This is a genomic window from uncultured Arcticibacterium sp. (assembly GCF_964021845.1).
Lineage (GTDB): Bacteria > Bacteroidota > Bacteroidia > Cytophagales > Spirosomataceae > Arcticibacterium.
The window spans coordinates 347,707-366,711 of sequence record NZ_CAXHZC010000004.1 but is presented as its reverse complement, the minus strand read 5'-3'; the positions used below and the strand labels follow the sequence as shown (position 1 = coordinate 366,711).

The 19,005-nt window shown below is 35.6% G+C and carries 12 protein-coding genes; 10 read left to right on the top strand and 2 right to left on the bottom strand.

Going from position 1 to position 19,005, the window contains the following annotated elements; all coding sequences use genetic code 11:
- Position 1: 1 nt before the first annotated feature.
- Positions 2 to 1,378 (top strand): vanadium-dependent haloperoxidase, encoded by a 1,377-nt coding sequence (locus tag AADJ06_RS13895; protein ID WP_341227074.1) that lies wholly within the window; start codon positions 2 to 4, stop codon positions 1,376 to 1,378.
- 2 nt (positions 1,379 to 1,380) lie between these two features.
- Here AADJ06_RS13895 and AADJ06_RS13890 read toward each other — a convergent pair whose 3' ends face one another.
- Positions 1,381 to 2,100, bottom strand: coding sequence for a TIGR00730 family Rossman fold protein (locus tag AADJ06_RS13890; protein WP_341227073.1), 720 nt, complete (start codon positions 2,098 to 2,100; stop codon positions 1,381 to 1,383).
- Between the two features lie 79 nt (positions 2,101 to 2,179).
- Between AADJ06_RS13890 and rpiB the strand changes: the two genes are divergently transcribed.
- Positions 2,180 to 2,611, top strand: a complete 432-nt coding sequence (rpiB, locus tag AADJ06_RS13885) for a ribose 5-phosphate isomerase B (protein ID WP_341227072.1) — start codon at positions 2,180 to 2,182, stop codon at positions 2,609 to 2,611.
- 51 nt (positions 2,612 to 2,662) lie between these two features.
- Here the strand turns inward: rpiB and AADJ06_RS13880 are convergent, their stop codons facing one another.
- On the bottom strand, positions 2,663 to 4,000 hold the full coding sequence (locus tag AADJ06_RS13880) for a hypothetical protein (RefSeq protein ID WP_341227071.1): 1,338 nt from the start codon (positions 3,998 to 4,000) through the stop codon (positions 2,663 to 2,665).
- Positions 4,001 to 4,187: 187 nt separating this feature from the next.
- Here AADJ06_RS13880 and rbfA point away from each other — a divergent pair, with 187 nt between their 5' ends.
- The 8 genes from rbfA to AADJ06_RS13840 all read left to right on the top strand — a co-directional run bounded on the left by rbfA (position 4,188) and on the right by AADJ06_RS13840 (position 19,005).
- A complete protein-coding gene (gene rbfA, locus AADJ06_RS13875) occupies positions 4,188 to 4,577 on the top strand; it encodes a 30S ribosome-binding factor RbfA (protein WP_341227070.1) in 390 nt (129 codons plus the stop codon).
- A 9-nt stretch (positions 4,578 to 4,586) separates the two neighbouring features.
- Entirely contained in the window at positions 4,587 to 5,816 is a 1,230-nt protein-coding gene (locus AADJ06_RS13870; protein ID WP_341227069.1) for an FtsX-like permease family protein, read from the top strand.
- A gap of 3 nt (positions 5,817 to 5,819) precedes the next feature.
- Positions 5,820 to 6,278 (top strand): hypothetical protein, encoded by a 459-nt coding sequence (locus AADJ06_RS13865; protein ID WP_341227068.1) that lies wholly within the window; start codon positions 5,820 to 5,822, stop codon positions 6,276 to 6,278.
- Between the two features lie 10 nt (positions 6,279 to 6,288).
- Positions 6,289 to 8,760: a M1 family aminopeptidase gene (locus tag AADJ06_RS13860; RefSeq protein ID WP_341227067.1), complete on the top strand. Its 2,472-nt coding sequence runs from the start codon at positions 6,289 to 6,291 to the stop codon at positions 8,758 to 8,760.
- Positions 8,760 to 9,770, top strand: coding sequence for an SPASM domain-containing protein (locus AADJ06_RS13855; RefSeq protein WP_341227066.1), 1,011 nt, complete (start codon positions 8,760 to 8,762; stop codon positions 9,768 to 9,770). The genes AADJ06_RS13860 and AADJ06_RS13855 overlap by 1 nt, the downstream gene beginning before the upstream one ends.
- 85 nt (positions 9,771 to 9,855) lie before the next feature.
- Complete coding sequence (locus AADJ06_RS13850; RefSeq protein WP_341227065.1) at positions 9,856 to 11,619, top strand: T9SS type A sorting domain-containing protein; 1,764 nt, start codon at positions 9,856 to 9,858, stop codon at positions 11,617 to 11,619.
- 113 nt (positions 11,620 to 11,732) lie between these two features.
- Positions 11,733 to 16,016: a T9SS type A sorting domain-containing protein gene (locus AADJ06_RS13845; protein ID WP_341227064.1), complete on the top strand. Its 4,284-nt coding sequence runs from the start codon at positions 11,733 to 11,735 to the stop codon at positions 16,014 to 16,016.
- Between the two features lie 34 nt (positions 16,017 to 16,050).
- On the top strand, positions 16,051 to 19,005 hold the full coding sequence (locus AADJ06_RS13840) for a T9SS type A sorting domain-containing protein (RefSeq protein WP_341227063.1): 2,955 nt from the start codon (positions 16,051 to 16,053) through the stop codon (positions 19,003 to 19,005).

Sequence of the window (19,005 nt, the reverse complement as noted above, 5' to 3'; positions counted from 1 at the left end):
AATGAAAAAAAGTTTAATTTATCTCCTTGGTATTTTATTGATAGCAACCGTTTACGCCTGTAAAGAGGATGTAAAAGAAGAAATCATTCCTGACCCAATTCCAGACCCTGTAGAGCTAACCATTTCTCCTGAAACAGCACTGAGGTGGTCTGAAGTAACTCTTGACGTAGTGAAAGGCTCGCCTAACAACTCACCTACTTATGCCTCTAGATGTCTTGGCTACTTTGGATTAACCATGTACGAATCTACCGTTAAAGGCAGTATTATATTTAAATCTATAACACCAGATTTAACCGGTCTAGGCTCAACACCAGACCCAGAAGAAGGCGAAGAAATGAACTGGGAAATAGCTCTAAATGCCGGTCAAAAAGAAATCATTCATGCTTTATACCCGCATGCACCAGCCGAAATAAGTGCAAAAATAGATTCTCTTTATGACCTTATAATTGCAGAAAAGTTAAAGGAATCAGTTTCTCAAGCTGCTGTCAATGCTTCTGACCTGTACGGAAAATTAATTGCCCGTCAGATTTTCGAATGGGCCAAACTAGACAAAGGGCATGAAGGCTTTTTAAAAACCTTCGACTTTGATTACGATTATCCAACAGGTAGAACGTATTGGTCACCACCTGTTGCTGGTCAATCAAGCATTGCTGCCCCAATGCATCCATATTGGGGAGAAAATAGGACTTTTGCTTCAGCAAACTCCACAATGGAGATACCGGTATTTATGGAATCTGATAACGACCCAGACAGTCAATATTACAAGGACATGATGGAAGTATATGAAAAAAATATTTCTTTAACCCAGGAAGAAAAGGAAATAGCACTTTGGTGGGGTGATGATCCTGCAGCTTCTTCCAGTCCTCCAGGGCACTCTTATTACCTAACAGCTAGTTTGATAGAAGAAAAACAAAACAACCTATTTGAAGCCACATCTGCTTTTGCTAAAGTAGGTATGTCTACAGCAGATGCTTTTATTAATGTATGGAAGTGTAAATACTTTTACCATGCAGAAAGACCAAAGAATTTCATTTCAAGAAATATAGATGGCAGGTTTGTTCAGTTTTGGCCAGAACCACCTTTCCCTGCTTTTACATCAGGTCATTCGTCTCAAATAGCAGCTGCTGCTACCGCTTTAATTGATGTTTTCGGCAACGAAAACAAAATCTCAGATGATTTCCACACAGGAAGACCTTGGGATAGTATCAGAAAAGTGGAATTCAAAACACGAAATTTTGATACTATCTGGGAACTAGCAGAAGAGTGTGGATACTCTAGAATTTTAGGAGGAATTCACACACCTCAAGATAACCTAGTTGGATTAGATGAGGGTAAGAAAATTGCCGAAAACATCAATTCTTTTAACTGGAAATACTAAGCCTAGAAATTAGGCTTAAGCATATATTTATCATAGAATTCTGTAATAACATTGATGGCATCGTCTGGTGAATCTACTAGTTTCACTAAGTCGATGTCTTCAGGGCTTATATTGCCTTCTTCATCTCCCATTACATTTTTTATCCATTCTAAAAGGCCTCCCCAGTAAGATATACCCACCAACACTATTGGAAACCTTCCAACTTTCTTAGTTTGAATCAGGGTTAAAGCTTCAAAAAGCTCATCCATGGTTCCAAAACCTCCAGGCATCACAATAAAACCCTGAGAATATTTCATAAAGCAGACTTTACGAGCAAAGAAATAATCAAAATTGATACTCTTATCTACATCCACGTATTTATTAGGAACCGCTTCAAAAGGCAACTTTATATTAAGCCCAATTGACTTTCCTCCGCTTTGCTGAGCACCTTTATTACCTGCTTCCATAATTCCGGGTCCACCGCCAGTTATAACACCATAACCTTTCTCTACTAATTTCTCAGCTATCTCTACGGACATTTTGTAGTATTTATGGTCGGGTTTTGTTCTTGCCGAACCAAAAATTGATACACTAGGGCCAATTTTGGCCATTTTATCATAACCTTCTACAAATTCCGCAATAGCCTTAAATATCTGCCAACTGTCTTGACTCTGAATCTCGCTCCAATCCTTTTCAGCAAAGGCCTTTTTAATTTTAATTTCTTCTTCGTTATTATTTAACATAGTTCGTTGATTGATTTTATAAAGTCTTGTACTTTTACTCTTGAAACGTAAGTACGCTTTAAAAATAGATAATTCTAAGATGAAAATAGCAATTGGAGGAGATCATGCAGGTTTTGATTACAAAAAGTTAATTCTTAACTGGATGCAAGGACAAAACTTTGAAACAGCAGATTTTGGCCCTTATTCTACAGACTCCTTTGACTACCCTGACTCTGTACATCCATTATGCGATGCCATTGAAAAAGGCGAATACGAATTTGGTATTTTAATTTGTGGTAGCGGTAACGGGGTTTGCATGACTGCAAATAAACATCAAGGCATAAGAGCCGGCTTGGCTTGGGACTTAGAGGTAGTAAAGCTTATCAGATTACATAATAATGCTAATGTTATCTGTATTCCTGCAAGATTTGTTTCAGAAGAGACCGCTCTAGAATTTGTCAAAACTTTTCTAACTACGGAGTTTGAAGGTGGAAGACACGGCAGAAGAGTTGACAAAATAGCTTGTGCCTAAATACAACTAATCAATAGTTTTTAAAAGAATAAAGTCAGGCAAAACAAATATTTAGTCCTTCAAACGAAAGTTTCGAGTACCTGCCACTCGCACGTACTTATTCCCTATTTTAGGAATTCTTCTGAAAATTTCAGGAAAAACCTGCTCATTATCTATGATATATTCTGGCATTTCTTTCTGAAAAATAGCATCAATATTTATTAAGCTCTCATAGATATCAGCGTGTTCTAAGTCAAACTTAGAAACGCTCCAATTTAAATAGGGCGAACCTGATTTGGCTTGAAAGTAATCATCATTCTTAGACCCAGTAATTAAGATAGCTTTATCTATTATATATGATTTCTCTGTTTCCTTTTCTATTCGCATGTCAGCTAAATGCGTATAACCTTTGCCCACAAAAGGACTAACACCAAAATTGTTTATCAAAACCACGAGCGTTAGAAAAACCAAAAACAAAATTTCTGGAAAAGCCGTACCCTTCAAATGCAAGAAATAACCTGCCATAAAGAAGGCCAAAAAAGGAGAGATACATAACAGTTGATAAGTAGCTAAGTTATCCGAAAGTAAGAATGCTAATAAGGCAAAAATGCCTAATAACACCATTATTTGCTGCTTTCTGTTTTGAAAATTAGAGTAACGAGTATTCCCAAAAACCTTAAACATTCCAAAAATAGCAAGTAGCACAGGAAGGCCGTAGGTCAAAAGAACCTCAAAAACTTCTATTCTTTTTAGGAACTCTAAGCTAGCTCCTTTTTGAATCCAAAAGCCGTAAAACTCTGGAAAAGCCCCAATAACATAAAAGAAAAGAGCTGAGACAAAAACCGGTAAAACGAAACCTAATACTAATAAAAGCACTTGGTTAAACTTAACCGGTGTAAACATTATTAAACTTAGTAAAGCCCAAACTAAAAAGACCGGAAAGGGATACCAGAATAAAGAGCCTATACCCAAAAACAAACCCATCTCAAAAACTGGCTCTGAACTCCCATCATTATTTTCAATATGACGGAAAATACTATTTATGGCAAAAAGTAAAAATGTGGTAGCCAATAAGGCCGGAGAGAGCTTATTTGCATCAAAAGAAAGAGACACTGCTATGGCGTAAAATAAACCGGGCAGATAGTTACGCTCCACAAAAGCCTTATTATTATTAACTATAAGCGTAAATAAAATGGTTTGAACAAAAACTAAACAAAAAGCCACTATTTCCTGATAAAACTGCCCTCTACCTAGCAAAAAATGAACTAAGCCATAAAAATATGCACTTAGCGGACCGGTATTAGTCCAAATCTCGCTGTACAAACTTTTATCTGAATTTAAGCGTTCGCCTATCAACAGCCATTCTAGCTCTGTATTTAAAACTGGTAACACGTTTAAAATGTAAAGCATCTTAAACAGCATCAGTAATACTAGAATAGAAAAAACGTGAAAAAAGGTATTTGCTCTAAAGAAGGTTATCAAAAGCCTTGTTTTTTATCAATTGAAAAGGCAAAATTATACTTTTGACAAGCGATTAACCAAAATAAACCAAGATATTTGCAAAGAATTAGCATAGTGCATTTTACACTTCACATTCATGGAAAATAAGAGACCAAAACAAATAGCCCGTCAGATTCAAAAAGACCTTGGAGAGATTTTCCAAAAAGATCTCAAGGATGTCATTGGCAGCTCTTTTGTGACCATTACTGATGTTCAGACTACACCAGATTTGGCCATAGCCCGTATCTACCTAAGCTTTATGATGGTAGATAATAAGGAGGAGCTTCTTGAAAAAATCAAAGATAATGGAAAGAAGATTCGTGGACTTTTTGGAAACAGAGTAAGAAATCAGTTTAGAATAGTACCAAATTTTCAGTTTTATATTGATGAAACGGCAGAGTACGCTCAAAAAATGGATGAGCTTTTCTCTACTTTAGATATTCCTTCAGAAGAAACTGATATCGACGAAGACATCTACCCCAACTAAGAGCCCTAAATGAATCTGTCTTTTCACATTGCGAAAAAGTATTTTTTCTCTCGAAAGAAAAGAAGTTTCATTCATTTCATTTCGTTGATTTCGATGCTTGGCGTATGTGTGGGCACAGCCTCACTCATTATAGTTTTATCGGTTTTTAATGGTCTAGAAGAGCTTAACAGAACTATTTTCAAAAGTAGCGACCCCGACATTAAGGTTAAATCTGCCAATTCAAAGGCCTTTGATTTTGACCCTGAAACATTTCAACAAATAGTGGAGCTTGATAACGTGACCAATGTGATTCAGGTTATTGAGGACAACGCCCTCGCTAGAAGAGAAGATGACCAGATAATAGTTCAGGTCAAAGGCGTTGACAGTACTTTTGAAACCCATTCACAGTTAAAAGAGAGTGTGATTGATGGTGAAGTTCTCCTAAAATATGAAGATGAAAATTATGCCTTTGTAGGTGGTGGAGTCTATAATACCCTTAATCTTCAAACTTTCAACTATCTCAGGCAGCTTGAACTTTGGTATCCTAAGAATCAAAAAATGAATGTTCTTAATCCGGAGAGTAATATCAGTAAAGTTACACTTCCTGTTTCTGGAGCCTTTGTTTTAGAACAACAATTTGACAACCTGGTCTATATCCCAATAGAACTAATGGCACAACTCACCGAAATGGAAGGTGAAAGAACTAGTTACGAAATTCAAGTTACCACAGAAAACCAAATAGCTCAAGTCAAAAAAGAGATTAAATCTATTTTAGGTGATAGCTTTGAAGTCAAAGATAGAGATGAGCAAAACGCTAGTCTTTATCGAGCTATTAAAATTGAAAAGCTCTTCATATTCATTGCTCTTTTGTTTATTATAGGTATTGCCAGTTTTAACATCTTTTTTGCACTTACCATGCTTGTTTTAGACAAAAAAGAAGACATTAAAACACTTTCTGCTTTGGGAGCAAGCGAGTCTTTAGTGAAACGCATATTCTTGTCGGAAGGAGCAATAATAGCTCTTACTGGTGGCATTATCGGTCTAATAATTGGCGTAGGTATTTGTTGGTCTCAAATGCATTTCGGATGGCTAAAAATGGGCATGCAATACGCCATAATAGACGCCTACCCTATTTTATTGAAAACCTCCGATGTAATTATCTCCATTATTGGTATTAGCTTAATTGCTTTCTTGGCCTCGTACTTTCCAGCTAAAAAAGCCGTTAAATTTATGAACGAAACTATAACTACTATTTCTTAAAAAATGAAAAAACTCCTTTTTATAGGATTAATCCTATTAGGTAATGCGGCTTCTGCTCAGTACTTACAGCTTTTAGATGCATCCACTAATTGGATTCTTGAAACCTCAGACATTAAAAATAACTCTTTGGTATTTGTCAACTACGAAAAAAAGAAAGTGGACCTCAATACCATGATTTGGAAATTTTTACCAAACGGACGTTTGGAATACGATTATCAGAGTAGTGAAACTATTTATGCCTGTGCCGGTGTCAATTTCCTAGACATGGATGTAGACGAATGTCGCTGGACGTATAATCCTTCTACCTTGATTTTGACACTTCAGATAAAAGGTGGATACGCTAGTTTAGATGATTTTGTTTTTAAACGAGACTATAAGGTGGGGATGTTAGATAAAGACGACGAATACGGCTATACCTTGACGCTAGATAAGGAGCAGTACTTTAATGACTTAAATAATTGAAACTATATTCATGAAAAAACTTTCAGGGAGCTTATTTTTCGTAATGTTTTTGGTGAGCATTTCTTATGCTCAACAAAATTACAATGCCTCAGAAACAAAACTCTTTGACCTCATTCATACTAAACTAGATGTTAAGCCAGATTGGTCTACAAATCACTTGGAGGCACAGGCTGAATTGACCTTAAAGCCATGGTTTTATCCACAGGAAAATCTGATACTGGATGCCAAAGGTTTTGATATTAAAAAAGTAGCCTTAAATAACCAAACTGTTGATTTTAAATACAATGGGCTCAAATTAGAGATACCACTTGGCCGACCTTTTAATGCCAAAGAGACTATCAACATAAAAATAAACTACACTGCAAAACCAGACGAACTTGGTAAAGTACCAGCTTTAAAAGGCTTAGAATATAAAGGTTTGTATTTCATTAATCCTGACAAAAACAAGCCACAGCAAATTTGGTCTGAAGGAGAAACTGAATACAACTCCTGCTGGTTTCCAACCCTAGATTCTCCAAACCAAAAACACACGCAAGAAATCTCACTCACTGTACCTAAGCATTTTACCACGCTTTCAAACGGTCTACTAAAAAACAGCAAAGAAAATGCGGATGGCACAAAAACAGACACTTGGTTTCAAAACATACCACACTCTGTTTATTTGTCCATGATAGCAGCTGGTGACTTCAAAAAAGTAACTGATTCTACCTTTAAAGCTTTTGAGGTCAGTTATTACGTAGAACGCCAATATGAAAAATACGCCTATAGTATTTTCGGTAGAACACCAGAAATGATAAGGTATTTTGAAGAGCTTCTTCAAACCAAGTACCCTTGGCAAAAATATGCTCAAATAGCTGTAAGAGATTATGTGAGTGGAGCCATGGAAAACACTACGGCAACCATTCACGGTAGCGGCATTCAGAAAAATGACAACCAAATAGTTGATAATAATGATGATGGTGTGATTGCTCATGAGCTTTTCCATCATTGGTTTGGAGATTTAGTAACGGCTGAATCTTGGGCCAATTTACCTTTGAACGAAGCTTTTGCCGACTACTCCGAATACCTTTGGGCAAATCATAAATATGGAAAAGATGAAGGCGACTGGTTAAACTTTACTGCATTAAATCAATACCTAGATGAAGCTGAAAATAAGCAGGAGCCAGTTATAAGATATGGCTATTCTGACAAGGAAGACATGTTTGACAGCCACTCTTACGCAAAAGGTGGCCGTATTTTACATATGTTAAGAAATGAAGTGGGCGACCAAGCTTTCTTTGAAGCTCTAAAGCAATATCTTGAGAATGGTAAGTTCAATAATGCTGAAATAAGTAATTTAAGATTAGCCTTTGAAAATGTTACAGGTAGAGACCTCAACTGGTTCTTTGACCAATGGTTTTTAAAGAAGGGTCATCCGAGATTGGAAGTAGAATACTCCTATAAATCGGAGGTTTTATCTCTTAATATTAAGCAAACCATTGACTCATTAAACGACTGGGTGTACCAACTACCTTTAGCTGTAGAAATAGGTACTGATGAAGGTGTGACACGTAAAAATGTTTATTTGAATAAAGAAAGTCAAACTTTCAGTTTTCAGTTAGACAACAAACCAACTTACGTGGCGATAGACCCAGATGGCTATGCTCTTGCGGTAATCAGTCAAAAGCAAAAAACGAAAGAACTAATAAGTCAATTTGAAAACTCTAAATCTGCGATAGCCAGGTTTAAGGCCTTTAATGAAATAACCGCAGAAAAGGAATCAGACAATAACATGGCTCCCAATCCGATGTTTGACAAAGCAAAAAGGAACTTAGCTTTAAAAGCAATGGAAGATGATTTTTGGAAAATAAGAGAACTGGCAGCTCATAAGTTTTTTAATTATGATGGTGACGAGTTTTTAAAGGTTGAAAAAAACTTGCAGTCTTTAATTAGGATTGACCCAAAATCTCAAGTTAGAGGAGCGGCTATTTTAGCCATGAAGAATTTCCTAAACCCTCAAAATGACCTCTTGTTCAGAAAAGCGTTAGAAGACACCTCATACACGGTAAGAGCTGCCGCTTTGGAGGCTATTTTGATAAATCAGCCACCTGATGCAGATGAATTAACAAAGAAATTTGAGAACATTGACGACGTAAATGTATTTTCGGCCGTGGCCGGTTACAAAGCTTTACAAGGAAAACCTGAAGATTTAGACTGGTTTAAAAATAAATTAGGTGAACTTAGCAGTGGAGAGCTTTACCAAACTATGGGGATTTTCGGTTCCTTTTTAGTTAGCACTGATACCATAACACAGATTGCCAGTATTCCTTTCTTGAAAGATATTGCCCTTAATGATTCCGAATGGTATGGAAGATTTTCGGCTACACAGGCCTTAATGCTTCTAATAGACTTAAAAGATGCAAATAGTGCTTTAAAAGAAGTATTCTCAGCAGAAACCGAAGAACGTTTACAATCAATTTATAGTCAAATTCCACTAGATTAATGAACTTAAAAGACGGACTAAATTTTGCAAGCAAACTTACTCCAAAGCGAATTTGGAATGGCTTGTCTATTTTAGGAAGTTATGGTTTTTCTAAGCTCACTAAACGGCCCGAGATAGCTGGTTTGCCAATTGCCCTAGGTTTTGAACCAACAACTAGTTGCAACCTCCGCTGTCCTGAATGCCCCAGCGGCTTACGTTCGTTTACTCGGCCAACGGGAATGCTGCAAAAGGACCTTTATGAAAAAGCTATAGACGAGTTAAAAGACACCTTGCTTTACATGACTTTCTACTTTCAAGGCGAGCCTTACCTTCATTCCGATTTCTTGGAGATGGTCAAGTTTGCCTCAGAAAGGAAAATTTATACCGCGACCTCCACGAATGCTCATTATTTAACGCCAAATGTGGCAGAAAAAACTGTCAAGTCTGGTATTGACAGAATGATAGTCTCCATAGACGGAACCACACAAGAAACCTATCAACAGTACCGTGTGGGAGGTAAATTAGAGAAAGTTTTAGAAGGCACTAAGAACTTAATAGCCGCTAAAAAGAAGTTGAAATCAAAAACGCCTCATGTTATTTTTCAATTTTTAGTGGTAAAGCCAAATGAACATCAAATTGCCGATGTTTACAAACTAGCTAATGAGCTTGGCGTGAATGAAGTTAGGCTCAAAACGGCTCAAATATATGAATACGAAAACGGCAATGAACTCATACCAACCATAGACAAATACTCAAGGTATAGAGACAATCAGGACGGTACTTTCAGTATCAAAAACAAATTACTAGACCACTGCTGGAAAATGTGGCACAGCTGTGTAATTACCTGGGATGGCACACTAGTACCCTGCTGTTTTGATAAAGACGCCGAACACCCGATGGGTTCGCTACAAGACCAATCTTTCAAAGAAGTCTGGAATTCTCCTTCCTATACTAATTTTAGAAGGGCACTAATCTCTTCTCGTTCCGAGGTAGAAATATGCAAGAATTGTAGCGAGGGAGCATTGGTTTAAAAAAAGTTTCAGGCTACCTTGGTCTTGATAATTGACACTAAAAATCAACCATATTTTTATCGGTACATAAACTCATATTAGCTGTATGAAAAAACTACTATTTCCATTAATCACTCTTTTATTTTTATCATCTTCGCTTTGGGCTCAAAAATTTGTAGAATCTGGGAGTGGCACCCCATTTCTTAAAATAAACTTTAACCCCTCTCTTTCCCATTTTGAAGATTTCAATTTGGATGGAAAGTTAGACATCATTCAATCTAGTACAATTACGGAAGGAAGCCCTAATTTGGTAATTTATATGAATAAGGGTGAAGATTCATTTGAAATAACTCCTATCATTGAACAAAATGAGTCTTTGTCTGTTCTTGATTTCTTGGTTTCAAATTTTGACACAGACCAATTCCCCGATATTCTAATCAATGGTTTTGATTCTCAAGGGAATCCATTTCTAAAAATGCTTACAAATAATGGCTCAGGTAACTTTGACCTTAGAACGTCTATTGATTTAAGCCCATTAAATGAATCAAATTTAAAAAAGGTTGATTTGAACGCAGATAGTGTAGCAGATTTTATAATTTTTGGGAAAGACAGCTCGGGTAGGGCTAAAACAAACGCCTATCTTAATGATGGTAACGGGAATTTTTCAATTGTTACTAATATTGGTTTAGAGGACATCCATAATGGTGATATTTCTGCAGCTGATATTGATAAAGATGGTGATGAAGACTTGCTTATTTGTGGAACAAACAATGATGGCCAGGTTATCTCTAACGTTTTCAAGAATAACGGCAATGGAGAATTCACAAAAGACACTACCACCTTCTTAACACTTTTTGACTATAATTTTGCTGAGATTGTGGATATAAATGGAGACAACCTCCCAGACATTTTCATTTCTGGAATCCCAAGACCGCTTGCTTTTAATGGCGAACCAGAGACAATAACTCAACTTTTTTTAAACAACGGCAGTGGTAAATTTGAAAGTATTGATACTGCATTGCCAAGGTTTTCAAGTGGCACATTATCTCTAGTCGACATTGATAACGACAATGATGTTGATTTATATATTAGCGGGTATTTAGGCCATTGGAATGGGAATGTACATTATGTTAATAGTTTCTTTCTGAATGACGGAAAAACACACTTTACAGAAGGTTTGACTTTTCCAATAGCCTCTAGAACTAAAACCTATGTAAGTTTTGGAGATTATGATTTAGATGGAAATGAAGACTTATTTTTTACTAGTGGTTCTTCTGATACTAAGCTTTACCGTAATATTGGCTGTACAAGTGAATTCTTTACTGATGTTCAGACCAAGTGTGACTCCTTTCGCTGGATAGATGAGAAGGTTTATACCAATTCAACAAATACGGTAAGTCACATTATTTCGAGAGAAATGAGCTGTGACTCTGTCATATTACTTGACCTTACAATAAACCATAGTGATAGCCAGAACGATATCGTAACCGCCACTGACGAATACCAATGGATAGACGGAAACACCTATTTTGAAAGTAATAATACGGCGACGTATACTTTAACAAATCAGGCTGGCTGTGACTCTACCTTGAGTTTAAATCTTACGCTAATTCCCCTAGCAAATGAGCTGGAGACTTCAGTTACTATTTTCCCAAATCCTAGTGGGGAACAACTAAAATTTGACCTTGGGTATGAGCCACAAGAAATCCTTGAATATCAAATTTTCAACACGGTTGGTTTAAAAGTAAGAACTTGGAAAAGCCATCTCAAAGAGCAAACAATAAACATTAGTCCATTGCCCTCTGGAACATATATTATCAAATACCAAGAGGGGCTTAAGAGCCAATCAGTGAAGTTTGTTAAGCGGTGAGTTTAGGCAGATGAGATATAGGAGCTAATTTGCCCCACGAGGTAATATTCTGCTTTATTGGCCTTTGGTTTAGAAAGAAACCAATTATATTGGATTCAAATAAACCCAAATCCATGAATCTTTGGCAAAAAACTCTTTTACTTCTCCTATTATTTGCAACTACTAGCCAAGCACAAACTTTCACTGAGCTAAGTCCCTCCCCTTTTACTGGCACAAGTTGGTCTTCTGTAGATGTCTCAGATGTCAACGGTGATGGATTTATTGATGTTATGATTTCTGGTTTAGCCTCTGGTGGAATATCGATTTCAAAACTATACCTTAATAGCTCTGGAGGAAACTTTACAGAACAGGCTGACAGCCTGTTTGAAGGGGTCTATCGTTCTTCAGTATCCTTTGCAGATATTGACATGGATAATGATGAAGATTTACTCATCACTGGAATGAATAGTGACGAGAACCCGATAGCTCATTTATACATAAACGACGGTCTTGGAAACTTCACTCTAAACGAAACAAACAACTTGCCGGGAGTGTATTTCTCTTCTGTGGCTTTTGCTGATGTAGATGCGGACAATGACCCCGACCTGTTTATTACTGGCAGTATAGGTCAAGGTAATGGTATTGCCAAACTTTTTATAAATGATGGTTCCGGTTTTTTCGAGGAGTCTTCCCAAAACTTATTTGAAGGCGTCCACCAATCTTCTATTGCCTTTAATGATATCGATCTTGATTCAGATTATGACCTCATCATAACAGGTCATAACGGAAGCGGAGGAAGTACTAAACTATATAAAAATGATGGAAGTGGTAACTTTTCGGAAGAGTTAAATATCCCTTTTGATAATGTTTATGCATCATCTATCGCATTTGGAGATATTGAAAATGACGGAGACGACGACCTTCTTATTACAGGCTTTAGTTCCGAGGCGAATAAACCCATTTCCAAACTTTATACCAACGACGGTTTAGGTAACTTCCTAGAAGACACAATGTCAACCTTTCAAGATTTCGTATTATCTTCCATAAGCTTTGCTGACATGAACTCCGATGGTTTTCAGGACATTTTGATGAACGGGTTTAGTCAATCAATTGGAATATCAACAGCCTACTATTATAGAAATAATAAAAATGGGACTTTTGTTTTTGCCAGCGAAATTAAACCTTCGACTACTGATATAAGCCCAACCTCCATTATCAGTTTCGATGCAGACAATGACGATGACCTAGATATTTTAATAACAGGGCCAGCCGACTCCACGGGGAAAGGGAGGTTTTATATTTCAGAAGGAAAAGGGTGTATAGTTTATAATGAATATGATTTTATAAATGCTTGTGATTCTTTAAAATGGATTGACGGTATTACTTATTATGAAAGCAACGCTACGGCACAGCTTAGACTTAGGAGTGAGTTTGGCTGCGATTCTATAATAAATTTAAGATTAAACCTAGGCCATACTTCATTCTCAAATAACACTTTCACTAGCAGAAAACCCCTTTATTTAAATGGACACGGTTATATTGAGAGCTCATATGGGATAAGTGACACGCTTATAAATACCAACGGCTGTGATTCGATAGCAAATATTGACGTTGAAATAATTCGTGAAATCTCTGGCGGTGGATTTACACGAGACACCGTGTTTTCATTTATTTCAAAAAACAGAGAAAAGTGTTTCGCGGATATAGATAATGACGGAGACTTAGACATTATAACATACATTACTGGTTCCCTTTCTTCAGATTTAAGAATTTATTTAAATAAATCTAAAGGAATTTACGAGTTAGATAATTCACACTTATCATTTTTAGATATCCGTATTATCAAACTTGTATTTGAGGATATTAATAATGATGGCTTAGATGATTTTTTAGTTTATGGCCGTAACCTAAAGAGTTATACTAGCGAATTTAGGATATATCTCAACGATAAAGAACAAGGCTTTATTCGCCAAACTGAACTAGAGGGAGAACTTCCTAGTTTTAATACAATTATTCCATTTGACTATAACTCGGATGAATTAATTGATTTTTTGGTTTTTGGGCAAATTCCAATAAACCAAGATACTTTAATAACCTATATCCCCAAAACTGCCGTATTAAAAAACATAGGTTTAGGAAAGTTTGAAATTGTTAACGATAGTAATTTCCCAGATTTACAAAACGCCAAAACTTCTTTTGGAGATGTTGACGGTGATAATGATTTAGATATTCTTCTTAGAGGTTTCGGCGAAACTTTTTCCGACAGAATAGAGGCTCTTTTTATAAATAACGGTTCCAGTCAATTTGAAGAAGAAAAAAATTTTGAGTCAGATTACTATTTTATAGAATTTGGAGACCTAGGGGATATTGATAATGATGGCTTTGACGATGTAATTATTCATGGAAGAACTATTGTAGACTCTGTTTATTCCACCACCGTCTTCTCTGGGTCAAGTGACAATTCATTCTTAAAAAAAACTTATGACTCCTCTTCTCCATTCATTTGGTCAAGAATAAGCAAATATGGCGACTTCGATAATGATGGAGACCTAGATCTAATTGCCAGTGATCGTCCATGGCCTTTTATATATATTAATGATGGAACAGGAAACTTCACAAAAGCTATTGACAGCCCATTTTTAGAACACCTAGGATATAATCCTGACTTAATAGATTTAGATGAAGATGGTTATTTGGACATAGTTTCTTATGATAAAATTTACTTTAATGATGGCTGTACCCCTAATTATGTGGTAGATAGCATAGTTTCATACTATCCTTATACATGGATTGATGGTAAAACTTATGATGAATCAAATGACTATTCCAGAGTCATTTTTAAAAACCAATATGATTGTGACTCAATTATTGCCCTCAACCTAGAAATCCGAAACACTCCTAGGGAGGGTGGATTTATAGAAGTTACACCAAAAGTCTTTGAAGCCGCGAAGTATGCTTCTATAGCATTAGGAGATGTTGATGGCAATAACAAAATAGATTTAGCCATCTCTGGTATAGCGAATAATTTAGGATCAAACATTTACATAAATCAAGGCGACAGGAAATTTATCAACCATTCTCAAAGAGGCTTCCCAGATGGTTACAATAGTCAAATTGAGTTCATAGATATTGATGGAGATAAAGACATGGATTTAATTATCCTTAATGACCTAGTTACAATTTATACAAATACGGGTTCAGGATTTTTCGAAAACACAAATCAATCAATTGCTCCAAGTTTATCCTCAGCCGCTATTGAGTTTGGAGATCTTAACCAAGACGGTTTTCCAGATTTTGTTTTAAGTGGCTATGATGGTGCTTTTCAAAGATATTATTCAAATATTTTCACTAATAATGGTAGTGGATTATATAGCACCACTAATCAAGCTATAATTGATCCATTTGCTGGCGATGTCAAACTAGTGGATATTGATGGTGACATAGATCTGGATATTATTATAGTGGGAGAAAACACTCGAGAATCCTTCTTCAAAGTTTATAAAAATGATGGACTCGGCTCTTTTGATTTATTTGACTCTAAAATCCCTATTATTATAAGACCAAACTGGGGCTTTCAAGACCTCGATGGAGACTTTGACTTAGATCTTGTAATTTCTGGCTGGGAAAGTGGCTCAAACATCAGTTTTACTAGAATATACCAGAATAATGGAGATGGCGAATTCACACAAATAAATAGCCTAGATGATGAGTATTTTTTCTGGGCTATGGACTTTGCAGATCTAGATAGAGATGGAGATTCTGATTTTATTGTCAATGAAGAAGATAATTCAGGAAATCTATTTACCTCCATTTATAGAAATAACGGGAGCCTAAATTTCTCTAGAAACCCAAATAGTGCCATGGTCGGTGTACGCTATTCAGACATAAAAGTGGCAGATTTAGATGGAGACACTGCACCAGATGTGATTATTACGGGTATTCTTGAGTCGGATAAGGCCGTAACTAAAATCTATTATAGCGAAAACAAAGACAATGAGTGCTATACTACATATTCGTCAGATTTAATCATTTCGGATGCTCCGGTAAGTTGGATAGATGGAAATACTTATTTTGAAACCACAAACTCCGTAACGCATACACTAAGCAATGCAATGGGCTGCGACTCGATAGTTACTTTAAACCTTCTTATAAAAGAAAAAGTACTTTCTAATGAAAGTATAAATATGGCAATTTCGGTATATCCAAACCCGTCAAATAATCTTTTAAAGATTAAAAATAAAGGAGTTATTCAACCGCATGATTACTCCATTATAAACTCCCAAGGTCAACTACTGGTCAATTGGAAGAGTTCGAAGCAGGAGCAATTAATTGACATTAGCCCAATACCCTCTGGAACTTATATACTCAAATACCAAGACGGGATTAAAAGCGAGTCTTTGAAATTTGTTAAGCGGTGATTAAAAAAGTTCACTTATAACAGTACCATACCTTATGAAATTTACTCTGATAGTATTCTTCATATTTTCATTCGGAAGTCTTTTCGCCATAGATGATATGAACATCCAGCCTAAAAACTATTATTTTCTAAATATTTATTCGTCGCTCCCCTCGAATAATCTGAATGATAGTACATCATTAGGTGGCTTTAGGTTAACTGAAATTGATTTTTTTGAAAACTTCTATTCCGTAACCACCCAAACTTCCGCAGATATTAATGGAGATGGTAAAAAAGACATAATAGTTTCGGGCAGTTCCAAAGGAACTTCATCCTCTACGGTTACTTATATAAATCAAGGAAATAATCAATTTGAATTACTTAATAATCCTGAATTATCAAATAAAGTCATGTATCGAATTGACTTTGGCGATATAGACAACGATGGTGATTTAGACATATTTGCCAGTTATCAAATCATTAACGATAGGTTCTCCAACAAGTTATTCCTGAATCAAGGTAATGGAGTTTTCAAGGAAGACAATCGAAACTCATTCAAACCTAGTAACTATGAAAAGGCAAAACTTTTAGATATTGATAATGACAACGACCTTGACATTTTCTATTCTGGTAGCAGGGTAGAAAGAATAAATGAGAAAGTTACTCTTTTTGAGTTTTCTGCTATTTATATAAATGATGGATTGGGAAATTTCGCTTTTAAAGAAGACAATAATCTACCTACATTTAAAGATCTAACATTTCAATTCGGAGATCTAGATGGCGATAATGATTTAGATTTAGTTTATTCAGGTCGCTATTATGAAAACAATCTCTTAAGAACGTCAACTTTACTTTTTTTTAATGATGGATTTGGAAATTACCCTATTTCGAAAAAAATATTTAAGTCACTTCTAGATTTTAGACTTATAGATTTAGATTCTGATAACGATTTAGATATAATCAACAACGATTATAATGGTTTGTTAATGTTAGAGAATGATAGCTCAAGTTCGTTTAATAATGAAATACTTATTATTGAACCAGATCTTGTCCTCCAAAAACTACCAAACTGGAACTTTGAATTCTTTGATGCCGATAATGATTCAGATTTAGACATAATTCTTCCTTTTGGAAATACCCCAAGTTTGTTCATTAACTACGGTCAAAATAAATTTGTAAGAATCCCTGAAACTCCATTCTTAGGCTCGAATAGCCCTTTTTTAGGTTCGACATCATTTATTGATGTAATTAATGAAAGTCTCAAAAGCAACCTAGTTATAAACGGAAAATTATATGTAAATGAAGGTTGTATACCACATTATGTAACCCATGAGGTGACCGCAGAGTCCACCTTTCAATGGATAGATGGCGTTACTTATTATAAATCAAACAATGAGGCCATCGTTATCTTAAAAAACGCAGATGGTTGTGATTCTACTGTTTCACTTAACCTAGAAATCACTAACCCTATTAAAGGTGGAGGATTCATTGAAAACACACCTGAGATCATCAAAGACCTTTCAACCCGTTCCATTGCAATAGACGATATTGATAATGATTCTGATAACGATATTGTTCTTTCCCATTGGACCGCTGAAAAGGGGTTTGAACTTAAAGTATTGACTAATCAGGGAAATAGAGAATTTCAATCCACTTACGACAAATCATCTGGATATGAAATTCTTCTCAGTGATATAGATTCAGATACCGACGTCGATATAATTACAAACCTTGAAGCTGTTGAAGTATTTATAAACAATGATCTCTTTAGTTTTGACAAACTAATATCCAATAACGGTGTTGACCGTGTTGTGAAAATTGAATCTGGAGATGTAAACCTAGATGGTTCGATTGATTTGGTAATATCTGGATTCAATTGGAATTCTGGTAGTAAATCTCAAAGGTTTACTAAAATATTCTTAAATAATGGATTTGGTCTATTTTATGAAGATTTAAGAAATTCTATCAAACCAGTTAGTTGTTATGATATTGAACTTGTGGATCTAGATGGAGATATTGATTTGGATTTAGTAATAAGTGGTCAAACTGATAGTTTACTATCAGATTTGAGTTTTTATAAGAATGATGGTGATGGCGTATTCAGCCTAATGTTTGACTCTATACCAAATTCTGATGTAAGCGGCTATTTCGGCTTTGAAGATCTTGATAATGATCATGATATGGATATGTTGTACGTTATCTCGGACACCTCAACTTCACAATTAAACTCAAGAATATATTTAAATGACGGTAAGGGTAATTTCATGTTTAAGACGGAAAATGAAGTTTTAGCTGGAGTATTAAATGATAGTTTCGATTTTGCTGATGTAGATGGAGATTTAGATGAGGATATAATTGTAACAGGAAGTTCAGATGGTCTAGAAATCCATACCATTCTCTATAAAAATGATGGGAATGCAAATTTCACAAAAGTAGAAGGTACTATTTTTGAAAGCGTTTATAATAGCAAAGTAAAATTCGCTGATCTGGATGGTGATAATGATCCTGATGTGGTGTTAGCCGGAACCAGCAGTTATTCTAATTATTCCATGAGGATTTATTATAATGAAAATGACGAGAATAACTGTTTCCGTTCAAAAAACACTGATTTAATTATTTCCAATTCTCCAGTAAATTGGATAGACGGAAATACTTATAATGAAACTACCAATTCTATAACTCATACATTAACTAACTCTATGGGTTGTGATTCAATAATTACACTTAATTTAGTCATCAAAGAAAAGGTTCTTTCAAAAAAAATGGAAGTACCAAACGTTTCTATTTATCCAAACCCGTCTAGCAACTTTTTAAAAATAGAATTAGGTAGTACAGAGGCACCTAGAACATTTATGATAATTGATTCAAAAGGTAACCAAATGGCGAAATGGTCAAGTCCTGAAGCCAAACAGAGTATTAGTATTTCACAGTTAATCTCTGGAAACTATCTTCTTTATATAATTACTAAGGATAAGCCCCATATCATCAAACGATTCAACAAAGAGAATTAG